General features: G+C 51.7%; 6 protein-coding genes and 1 CRISPR repeat array. Of the genes, 4 read left to right on the top strand and 2 right to left on the bottom strand.

Annotation, left to right across the window (positions count from 1 at the left end):
* Nucleotides 1–52 precede the first annotated feature (52 nt).
* Nucleotides 53–1558: a CRISPR direct-repeat array (repeat unit 33 nt; unit sequence GTCACGCCCCGCGAGGGGCGTGTGAGTTGAAAT).
* A gap of 746 nt (nt 1559–2304) precedes the next feature.
* On the bottom strand, nt 2305–3573 hold the full coding sequence (locus ACI3UA_RS07065; RefSeq protein ID WP_439724114.1) for a zinc-binding dehydrogenase: 1269 nt from the start codon (nt 3571–3573) through the stop codon (nt 2305–2307).
* A 181-nt stretch (nt 3574–3754) separates the two neighbouring features.
* Nucleotides 3755–4210: a PTS sugar transporter subunit IIA gene (locus ACI3UA_RS07060; protein ID WP_439724113.1), complete on the bottom strand. Its 456-nt coding sequence runs from the start codon at nt 4208–4210 to the stop codon at nt 3755–3757.
* 664 nt (nt 4211–4874) lie between these two features.
* On the opposite strand from ACI3UA_RS07060, the gene ACI3UA_RS07055 reads away from it, so the two are divergent.
* The 4 genes from ACI3UA_RS07055 to ACI3UA_RS07040 form a co-directional block, all read left to right on the top strand.
* Nucleotides 4875–6281, top strand: coding sequence for a PTS mannitol transporter subunit IICB (locus ACI3UA_RS07055; RefSeq protein WP_439724112.1), 1407 nt, complete (start codon nt 4875–4877; stop codon nt 6279–6281).
* A gap of 141 nt (nt 6282–6422) precedes the next feature.
* A complete protein-coding gene (locus ACI3UA_RS07050) occupies nt 6423–8519 on the top strand; it encodes a BglG family transcription antiterminator (RefSeq protein ID WP_439724111.1) in 2097 nt (698 codons plus the stop codon).
* A 182-nt stretch (nt 8520–8701) separates the two neighbouring features.
* Nucleotides 8702–9892, top strand: a complete 1191-nt coding sequence (locus ACI3UA_RS07045) for a pyridoxal phosphate-dependent aminotransferase (protein ID WP_439724110.1) — start codon at nt 8702–8704, stop codon at nt 9890–9892.
* Between the two features lie 86 nt (nt 9893–9978).
* A partial coding sequence (locus ACI3UA_RS07040; RefSeq protein ID WP_439724109.1) for a UvrD-helicase domain-containing protein occupies nt 9979–10888 on the top strand: 910 nt, incomplete at its 3' end.

The raw sequence follows: 10888 nt of genomic DNA, 5'->3' as shown, positions 1-10888 counted from the left end.
GGGCGTGTGAGTTGAAATTTACAATGCTGTTTTTTATGGTGTCCAGCGTGTCGTCACGCCCCACGAGGGGCGTGTGAGTTGAAATGGTGTTTGTCCATGCTTTCAGCAATTCAGTATTGTCACGCCCCACGAGGGGCGTGTGAGTTGAAATTGCTGCCGCCTATGTACCCGATTAATCCTGTCGCTGTCACGCCCCGCGAGGGGCGTGTGAGTTGAAATTGGTCTGCCCTGCCACTGTGTCACCCATGATAAAGTCACGCCCCGCGAGGGGCGTGTGAGTTGAAATGTTTAGTTTTAAACGATGGAACGATTAAAGACGTCACGCCCCGCGAGGGGCGTGTGAGTTGAAATGATATTGATAATTTAGATGATTATTACGCACATGGTCACGCCCCGCGAGGGGCGTGTGAGTTGAAATCGCCCTTGTGCGGCAAGGCTTCAAGGGCTGCCGTCGTCACGCCCCGCGAGGGGCGTGTGAGTTGAAATATCCGCATGCTGGCCAACCCGGCCGTACACTTCGTCACGCCCCGCGAGGGGCGTGTGAGTTGAAATCGAGTTCATGGATGAGCATAAAGAAGAAATCAAGGTCACGCCCCGCGAGGGGCGTGTGAGTTGAAATCGGTATCATAGTCCACTGGCTGCTGGTGAAGTAATGTCACGCCCCGCGAGGGGCGTGTGAGTTGAAATAAATTTGTTTTGATGTATCGCATACCAGGGCTATGGTCACGCCCCGCGAGGGGCGTGTGAGTTGAAATGCTGTCAACATCAATAAGCGCATGGCCGCGGAAAGTCACGCCCCGCGAGGGGCGTGTGAGTTGAAATGCCATGATGATTAAAAGTCAATTTCTACATCACCGTCACGCCCCACGAGGGGCGTGTGAGTTGAAATTGCATGGAAAATGAGATTGATGATTGCATCAAGAAGTCACGCCCCGCGAGGGGCGCGTGAGTTGAAATTTTCCCTGCGGACTGCTTGCACCAGATTCCATTGTCACGCCCCGCGAGGGGCGCGTGAGTTGAAATCTGCAAAATGCGAACGGCATGGTTCTGATGGCAGGTCACGCCCCGCGAGGGGCGCGTGAGTTGAAATTTCAAGAAGTGCTACACGTCGGGCGGTCTGGTGCCGTCACGCCCCGCGAGGGGCGCGTGAGTTGAAATGCAAATTTGCCTATTCCAGATTTTAACCGCATAGTCACGCCCCGTGAGGGGCGCGTGAGTTGAAATGAAGAAATTGCAGGAAATGGACAGCAGTCACAATGTCACGCCCCGCGAGGGGCGTGTGAGTTGAAATACTGCGGCGGCAGCCAAGGTAGAAAAGCAGTACATGTCACGCCCCGTGAGGGGCGTGTGAGTTGAAATACACCTGGCACAAAAAAACTGTTGTAGAAATAGGTCACGCCCCGCGAGGGGCGTGTGAGTTGAAATTCGCGAATATGTAAAAGGAGGCTGATGCGGATGAGTCACGCCCTGCGAGGGGCGTGTGAGTTGAAATGAAATAGGTCATAAAAATACCAGGAAAGTTCCAGTCACGCCCCGTGAGGGGCGTGTGAGTTGAAACTTTGATATTTTCGTGGGAATGAATTCAGGCACACGATATGTGTTCAAATATTACAGAAACTGTATTTGATTATAGATAATACTTCTACTAGGAACTTTACAAATGATTTATTGTATGACTTTGACAAATTATAGGCGGGGTATTAAAATCGAGCATTGCTCGAAATGTCGGTGTAAGGTGGTATTCCGATAGAACAGAAAAACAGTATCAGAAAATGAGGAAAATTAATATTGAAGAACATACCAATAAAAATTTTTGGAGTTTTTTGCTGATGAGAAAATTGAGGTGCAATGTATAGCGAAGTTGGATGTTTTGAGAGAAGATGATGAATATAAGAGGTATGTTCTCAAAACAAACTTGACATTTATGCCGATTTATCACGAAAATCCCAAAGAATGGTGGGGTTGGCTTTGCCAAGGGATGGAGGAGTTACAGAAAGAATTCGGGCGAAGTATACAGACAAAGTCAAGTAATAACCATGAATAAAACTTTTTCAGTAGATATTAGGCATATAAATATGGATGTAAGCATATGAGTACATAAGTATATAAGTATATAAATATGTTGCTGCAATCACATAAACAACAAAAAGACCGGGGTAAGCAGAAGCCCGGTCTTTGTTGTGCCAGCGGATATTTATGGTGCAATATCCGCTGGCAGGATAGGGATTGAATTACTATTGGGTTAGTAATTAGAAGGGAAAGTATAATAAGATTAGGGTTATATGTAAAGGCACAGTAAGCAGATTATGCCTTAACACCAAAGTGCTCAAAGAGTACGCGCTCGGCCTCGGCAGACCAGAGGCCGCGGTTCTTCTTGCAGACCTCGTCCAGCTTCTTGAACAGAGGGTCAGTTTCACCCAGCTTGCCGAAATCCTCAATAGCGGTCAGCGGCATGTTGAACTGGGTGTAGGTCAGCTTCTTGCCGCCAGGGATTTTTGGCAGGTTCAGGGTAGCGTCAATGATGCTGTCGATGCCGCCTACATGGGTTACCATAACAGCTGGCTCGATGCGTCCCTTGGCTGCCAGATCGTTTGCCTCAATCAAATCGTCATTGTTGCCGCCGGTGGTGCCTACAATGTGCTGGCTGGTGTAGTGTACCTCGTAGAGATTTACCTCAGCCTTGAACTGGCTGTCGGTAGGGCCGGCAAAGAAGTTCATGCAGCCGTCAAAGGCAAGGATTTTATTGCCCAGCTCCGCTACCTGACGTACAGGCACATAAACGAATACATCGTCATAGCCCTTGCCGCCGGTAATATCCATCAGCCCCTTGACAGGGTCATCCATAGCGGCAGTGTTTACATAAATCAGCTCAATGCCGCGTTCGGCCGCCACTGACTCAGGAATAACCTCACGGGCGCGGGCAATCTTGTCGTCGTTGATGTCGGTTACCACAATGCGCTTTGGCTTGTTTTCCTCCAGCTGAATGCCATAGCTGACAGCGCCCAGTCCCATAGGGCCGCAGCCGCCCAGGATAATGATGTCGCCGCCTGCCTTGGTGTCAATCTTCAGCTCGTGGTTTCTCTTGTTGGTGTGGTAGTTGCCATGATAGCCGCCGATAATGCAGCTCATCGGCTCGCCCAGGGATGCCTCAAAGAAGCTCTCGCCCTTGTATTCCATCAGACAGCCCAGCTCCATTACCTCGTGAGGGATAATGCAGTAGGTGCAGGCGCCGCCGAAGAACTCATAGGAATAGCCAGGGGAGGCCAGGCTGCCCTTGTAGTTCAGTGCAGGCTGCTGGGCAAACTTCATGCCCGGCTTGAACTGATCCTGCCACTTCTTGCCTACTTCCACAATAACACCGGCAAATTCATGGCCGATAATAATCGGGTTGGTATCGATATTCTTCGGGGCGCGCTTGTGATTCTTGCCCTGCTCCACCAGCTTGTAGGTGGACATGCAGATGCTGTCGCTCATGATTTTTACAAGGATTTCGTCATCCTTGATGGCAGGAAGCTCGAATTCCTCAAGACGCAAATCTCTGGTACCATACATTCTGACTGCTTTTGTTTTCATGCTGATTTCTCCTTTATAGCTTTATATCTGAAAATTATGCTTATATAACCTGTATAACTTGATTTTGTGCCAACCGGCTACTGATATAGCCGAGTTGTGCTTATGCACACGAATCGCACTTATATGGGTGAATTATGTCCATATAATCGAATTTTGTACCCGGAGGGCTTGCCGTGGAAGATTACTGCAAAAGCCTGTAAACTGTATCTGCATCGCCTGCGGCAAGCTGGGCGGCGGCTTCCTCATCCATCATCTTGTCAGCAATAATGCCAAGAATTTCCAGATGCTCGTCACCGACACCTGCGATGCCTATAATCACCTGCGCCTCATTGCCTTCCCAGTCAATAGGATTTTTCAGGGTGATTACGGCGATGCCGGAGGATTTTACCTCCTTTTTGGCGGCCTCCACACCGTGAGGCAGGGCCAGGCCGTTGCCCATGTAGGTAGGGAAGGTTTTTTCCCGTTCCAGCATGGCCTCCACATAAGGCTGGTCTACGTAGCCGCTGTCCACCAGCATCTGGCCTACCATGCGGATGGCCTCATCCTTGCTGGCTATGGTACAGCCGGTCTTTATGTTTTCACGGTACAGCAGAGGCTTCTTCTCGATAGGGGCTTCTTTCTTTTTGCTCCAGAACATTCTCAATCTCTCCTTTGCAGCGTCCTTTTTGCTTCTTTTTTGTATTCCATTTTTTCCTTGCCTGACAGCGTTGGCTGCCTGCAATTTGTTTCTGTGTTTCACTTGATGGTTTTATTATAGTGTTGGTGCGGGGAAAAATCAATTCAAAGTAATTCGTATTTGGCATCAGGAGATAGTGCCAAAGTTGATGTCGGTTTCTTTCATATAATAGCCGCAAAAACACTGTAAATCAGGCGTTGATAATATATGGCGCCAATATTTGGCACTAATTCCTAGTGCCAAAACTCAATTAGTATTGCTTGAAAACAATTCCAATCGTGTCTATAATAAAAACATAAACAGGAAATGACCGGCCAGTCAATCTGAAACAATAATGCAAATAGAACTGCAATGCATGGAATAATGCCAGCACAGTGCCATTAGCAATGCGAAGCCGATGCAGGCAACGATGTATGTGCGTGCAATTGACGCTGCCAATCAATAATGACGATACGGCGCAGGAAACAGTGCCAAGGCAGTGCAGGCAACAAGGGGTGCAGGCATAATGTGCACAGGCAATAATGTGTGCAGGCATAAAGACCGTGCAGGGCAGATATTGCAGGGGAATTTATAGGCATATTAAGAAGTAAAGAGAGTTTTCAGCGAAAATGACGAGGTGTAGATGATGAAAGAAAAATTGCAGGTCTTCGGACGATTTCTGAGCGGCATGGTAATGCCGAATATCGGGGCATTTATTGCCTGGGGCTTGATTACGGCCATGTTTATTCCTACCGGCTGGCTGCCGAATGAAAAGTTTGCCACGCTGGTGGGACCGATGTCCTCGGTGATGCTGCCACTGCTGATTGCCTATACGGGCGGCGAGGTGGTAGCAGGAAAGCGCGGCGGCGTTATCGGCGCGGCAGCCACCATGGGCGTAATCGTGGGAGCAGAGGTGCCGATGTTCCTGGGCGCCATGATTGTAGGCCCGCTGTCTGCATGGGTTATCAAGAAGTTCGACCAGGCTGTGGACGGCCATATCAGGCCGGGCTTCGAGATGCTGGTGAATAACTTCTCGCTGGGTATTCTGGCAGCTGTTCTGGCCCTGATTGCCATGGAGGCTATCAGCCCGATTGTTACCGCCCTGACCAGCGCCATGGCCGCCGGTGTAGGCGTGCTGATTGCCAACGGGCTGCTGCCGATGACCTCGATTTTTGTAGAACCGGCAAAGGTGCTGTTCCTGAACAACGCTATCAATCACGGCATTTTCTCCCCGATGGGCATCCAGCAGGTGGAGGAAGCAGGCAAGTCTATTTTCTTCCTGCTTGAAGCAAACCCAGGCCCGGGACTTGGCATCCTGCTGGCATACTGCCTGGTAGGCAAGGGCAGTGCCAAAAGCTCCGCGCCGGGTGCGGTAATCATTCACTTCCTGGGCGGTATCCACGAGATTTACTTCCCGTATATCCTGATGAACCCGTTCCTGCTGATTGCCACTATCGCAGCCAATGCCACCGGTGTATTTGTTTTCCGCCTGTTTGATGTGGGACTGACCGCTCCTGCTTCTCCGGGCAGTATCATCGCCCTGACCATGATGGCTGAACGTCACTGCTATGTGGGCCTGTTCCTGGGCGTTATCCTTTCTGCCGCCGTTGCCATGGCTATTGCCATTCCGCTGCTGAAATTCATGGGCAAGGATACCACTCTTGAGGAAGCGCAGGCAAAGAAGGATGCCATGAAGGCACAGGCCAAAGGAACTGCCGTAGCCGCCAAAACTTCTGCTGTCGATGCCGGCAGCAAGGCTTCCGGCAGGGTAAGCAAGATCGCTTTTGCCTGTGATGCGGGCATGGGCTCCAGTGCTATGGGTGCTACCGTGCTGAAGAAGAAAATCAAGGCTGCCGGTATTGATGGCATCGAGGTTATTCATACTTCTGTGTCCTCCATTCCTGCCGATGTGCAGATTGTCGTTACTCATCAGTCCCTGCGCGAGCGTGCCGCCCAGAGCAATCCTGATGCGGAGCTGGTGCTCATTACCAACTTCCTGGCTGCACCGGAATACGGCAGGCTGGTGGATGATTTGAAGCAGCGCAACAGCTGAGTGCCCTGTCATTGTTAAAAGCAGTTGCAGGTGTGTTGAAAGCATAGAAAAAATCCGTTATACTGATAGGCTGGACGAGCTGTCAGTATAACGGATTTTGCATAGTCTATTTGGAAACGGAGGTGGCAGGAGGTGAGCAACATGAAAATCACGCCGCGAATGAAACAGATTCTGCAGGCTCTGCTGGAGGAAAGGGAGCCTGTGTCCATAAAGCATCTGGCAGAAAAGACAGGCATCAGCAAGCGCACCGTGCAGCGGGAGCTGGAAGCCGTCGATGATGTATTGCTGCCATACGGCATGAAATTTGCCTCAAAGACCGGCGTGGGCGTGTGGCTGGATGGTGAGGCATCCGCCAGGGCGGAGCTTCTGGCAGAGGCGGCCAGCGGCGATGAGTATGCTGTCAGCAGCAAGGAGGACAGGCGAAGAAGGCTGGTGCTGGAAATCCTGCGGGAAAAGGGGCTCAGGAAGCTGTATTATTACAGCCGTAAATTCGGTGTCAGCGAAGCCACCATCAGCACGGATCTGGAAGCCGTGGAGGCGTGGCTTTCCAGACAGGGCCTGTCCATGGTAAGAAAGCCCGGCAGCGGTATCGAGGTAGAGGGAACGGAAGAAAGCTACCGCCGCGCGATACGTTTTTTCATCGGGGAAAATATAGATACCAGGCATTTCAAGCAGCTTTATGACGGCGACGGCAGGGATGATTATTCTGCCTCCCTCCAGAAAAAGCATCTGGGCAGGCTGCTGGACAATGAAATAGTGCGCCGTGTCCATGAGTGCCTTGAGGGCGTGGACAATGAGCGGATGGAGAACCTGACGGAAAATGCCTATGACGGGCTGGTAATACATCTGGCGATTGCCATTAACCGCATTCTGCAGAAGGATGTCATTCAGGTGACTGGTGACTGGCAGGAAAAGCTGCCTCATGATGAGGATTACAGGCTGGCGTCCGATATTGCAGCGGAGCTGGAAGCGGAGTTTGAGGTGGCTATTCCCCAGCTGGAGATTGCCTATATCTGCCTGCACATCAAGGGGGCCAAGCATGAGAAAATCCAGCTGCCCAGCCGGGAGGACAGGCTGGAGCTGGCCGGCAGGGAGCTGCAGCAGTTTGTTAACGACCTGATTGATGCCTACGACGCGCAGCATGCCTACCTGCTGAAGCAGGACGATGAATTTATGCAGGGGCTTCTGGCGCATTTGCAGCCGACCATTGTGCGGCTGGTGCATGGCATGAGCATTCAGAATCCCGTGCTGGCGGATATCAAGGAAAACTACGGCGAGATATATGCCCGCTGCCGGCAGGTAGCCAGGGTGCTGGAAAACAAGGTTGGAAAGCAGGTGCCGGAGGAGGAAATCGGCTTTCTGGCCGTGCATTTCGGGGCGGCACTGGTGCGCCTTGAGGGGCGCAAGGAGCAGATACGGAAGGTGCAGGTGGCAGTGGTCTGTTCCAGCGGCATCGGGCTGTCCCGCCTGATGGCGGCAAAGCTGGAAAAGGTGTTCAAGGACAGGCTGGAGATGACCACCTACGGCAAGCACGACATTACCCCGGCGGTGGAGGCAAAAATAGACTTTGTTATTTCAAGCCTGCAGCTGGAGGATGTGCATGTGCCGGTGGTCTATGTCAATCCACTGCTGAGCGAGGGGGATATCGGGGAAATCCGCTGCCTGATTTATCAGTTTGAGCGGCTGCCGCGAAAAGAGGCGGTTCAGGATAAGCTCACGGCCCGCTTTGACGAGGTAAACAGGATTGCGGCGTGCATCAGCAGTGTCATCAAGCATCTGAAATGCTTTCAGGCACCGGCGGATATTACCTTTGACAGACTGCTGTTCACTATCGGCGAGCGGATGACGGTTCAGCCGGAGCGGCAGGAAATGATTGTGGATGCGCTGGCGAAGCGTGAGCAGATGTCCAGCCAGATTTTTGCCGAGTTCGGCTTCGCCCTGCTGCACGCCCGTACCAATGGCGTCACCCGGCCGAGCTTTGCAGTCTGCCTGCCGGAGACGGGCAGTTGCTTTCAGGACAGCTATTTCAAGGAAATTGGCGTGGTTTTCGTCATGCTGGTACCGGTGGACGACAGCCTTGATGTCAATACGGGAATCATGGGCCGCATCAGCAGCATGCTCATCGAGGAACCGGGATTTTTGGAGGTGGCAGCCGGCGGAGACGAGGAAATTATTCGTCAGGAGCTGTCCGGCCACCTGAACGGATATTTCAAGGAGTATCTCAGCAACCTAACCTGAAGCCGCATGGTAAAGCAAAATCCTAAAAGCAGTAAAATCGGCGGATGAATTGGGGCAGAGGCGTGTCGTGCTTTCCAGCTGCGGCATGCCTTCTGCTCTTTTTATTTTTGCGGAATTGGTGTATAATCATGGTTAATAGCCTGTGATTATTTATACTAAAGCGTTAAAGGATGGGATATATAATGGTTTCTGAAAAAATGCACACTCTTGGCACAAAAAAATCCACAATCAGGACGATTTTTGAATACGGCAAGCAAAGGGCGGCCATTGTCGGCGCGGAAAATGTCTATGATTTTTCCATCGGCAATCCCAATGTGCCAGCCCCGGAAGCGGTAAAGACCGCGATTATGGATATTTTGAATACCGTGGATTCCTGCGAGCTGCACGGCTACACTATAGCACCGGGACTGCCGCAGGTGCGGGACACGATTGCCGCCAGCATCAATCGCCGCTTCGGCACGAATTTTACCGGCAAAAATCTGTTCATGACCAGCGGCGCCGCGGCAGCAATCACCATCTGCTTCAAGGCATTGCATGAGGATGGCGCGGATGATGAGTTCATCACTTTTGCCCCGTATTTTCCGGAGTATGGCTGCTTCGTGGAGTCTGTGGGCTCCCGGCTGTCCGTGGTGCCAGCCAACAGGTCGGATTTCCAGATACGCTTTGACAAGCTGGAAGCGATGCTCAGCCCGAAGACCAAGGCGGTTATCATCAACAGCCCGAACAATCCGAGCGGCGTTGTGTATTCCGAGGAAACCATTAAAAAGCTGGCGGCAATTCTCTCCGCCAAGGAGAAGGAGTTCGGCCATCCGATTTTCATTATTTCCGATGAGCCTTACAGGGAGCTGGTATATGGCGGCCTGACGGTGCCGTATGTGCCAAAATACTATCCGAATACGCTGGTCTGCTATTCATGGAGCAAATCCCTTTCCCTGCCGGGCGAGCGCATCGGTTATATTGTCGTGCCTGATGAGGTGGCGGATTTCGGGCGCGTTTACGGCGCTATTGCCGGTGCCGCCCGTGTGCTTACCCATGTCAATGCTTCCTCCCTGTTTCAGCGGGTGGTGGCAAGGTGCGTGGACGAGCCGTCCGATATTGCGGCCTATGAGCGAAATGGCAATCTTCTATATGACGGCCTGATTGATGCAGGCTTTACCTGCCAGAAGCCGCAGGGAGCTTTTTACCTGTTTCCGAAGGCGCTGGAAGAGGATGACCGTGCCTTCTGCAAGAAGGCCATGGAATACGACCTGCTGCTGGTGCCGGGCTCCGACTTTGGCTGTCCTGGCTATTTCCGGGCGGCATATTGCATCAAGGAGTCAACCATCAGGGCATCCCTGCCGGTATTCAAAAAGCTGGCCGCGGAGTACAAATAAAGTAATTAGTTGATAATGCAGTGTATAATACGGAGTTATGTTTGGCGTAACTCCGTATTGTGGTTTTATGGTGGGGCAGTACGGAGATGGATTTTGATTTTTTGAATGAAAAACAGCGGCAGGTAGTACAGGAGCTGGACAGGAATATCCTGCTCCTGGCCTCGGCAGGCACGGGCAAAACCAATACCCTGTCCTGGCGCATTGTGAATATTCTTGAAAGGGAGCGGGCGACAGCGGAGGAAATCATCTGCCTGACCTTTACCAACAAGGCCTGCAACGAGATGAAGCAGAGGATAGACAGCGTGACAGGTGTTCAGGGCAGGGGCGTGACAGTGAGGACGTTTCATGGGTTCTGCTATGAAATCCTGCGCTGGGCGGCGAAGGGACAGACTGATGTGGCCGGGGATTTTACGGTGGCCGATGAAACGGACTGTCTGGAGATTATCCGCGGTCTGGACTATTGTCAGGCGCGTCAGGAAAATGCCCTGCAGGCACTGATAAATCTCATCAAGGAATACCGGGGCGAGTACGATATTTTTTCCGATGACCGCCAGGCTGACTATGAGAAGGTGCTGCTGAGGCTCAAGGAGGAAAAACAGCAGCGCATCAATGATGCCGCCAAGCAGGGGGCGAGGACAAATCAGGATGTTGTCATGACCTTCGAGGCGCATTGCGGCGAGCTGGTCAGCCAGTACGACAGCAAGCTGCTGGAAAATCACTATGTGGATTTCTGTGACCTGATTAACGGAGCATATCACGTCCTGCGGGAGGAAGAAAATTGCCGCTTCTGGCGGGAAAGGTTCAAATTCTGGTGCGTGGACGAGGTGCAGGATACCAGCAGGCTGGAATACAAAATCCTCACGAAAATGTTTGGCAATAGCAATCTTTTGCTCTGCGGCGATTTTTTTCAGACGATTTATGAATGGCGCGGTTCGGAGCCGCAGCTTATCTATGAGCGGTTTGCCAGGGAGTACCATCCTGTGCTGATGGTATTTC

Origin of the sequence: Anaerovibrio sp. (genome assembly GCF_051866355.1) — a bacterium.
Classification (GTDB): domain Bacteria; phylum Bacillota; class Negativicutes; order Selenomonadales; family Selenomonadaceae; genus Anaerovibrio.
Note: the sequence above shows the minus strand (reverse complement) of the source record. Positions and strands in the feature narration are given on the sequence as shown.

What these genes read in the sequence shown, in the direction of transcription:
- ACI3UA_RS07065 (WP_439724114.1), bottom strand. Translation starts at nt 3,573, where the DNA reads ATGAAAACAAAAGCAGTCAGAATGTATGGTACCAGAGATTTGCGTCTT.
- ACI3UA_RS07060 (WP_439724113.1), bottom strand. Translation starts at nt 4,210, where the DNA reads ATGTTCTGGAGCAAAAAGAAAGAAGCCCCTATCGAGAAGAAGCCTCTG.
- ACI3UA_RS07055 (WP_439724112.1), top strand. Translation starts at nt 4,875, where the DNA reads ATGAAAGAAAAATTGCAGGTCTTCGGACGATTTCTGAGCGGCATGGTA.
- ACI3UA_RS07050 (WP_439724111.1), top strand. Translation starts at nt 6,423, where the DNA reads ATGAAAATCACGCCGCGAATGAAACAGATTCTGCAGGCTCTGCTGGAG.
- ACI3UA_RS07045 (WP_439724110.1), top strand. Translation starts at nt 8,702, where the DNA reads ATGGTTTCTGAAAAAATGCACACTCTTGGCACAAAAAAATCCACAATC.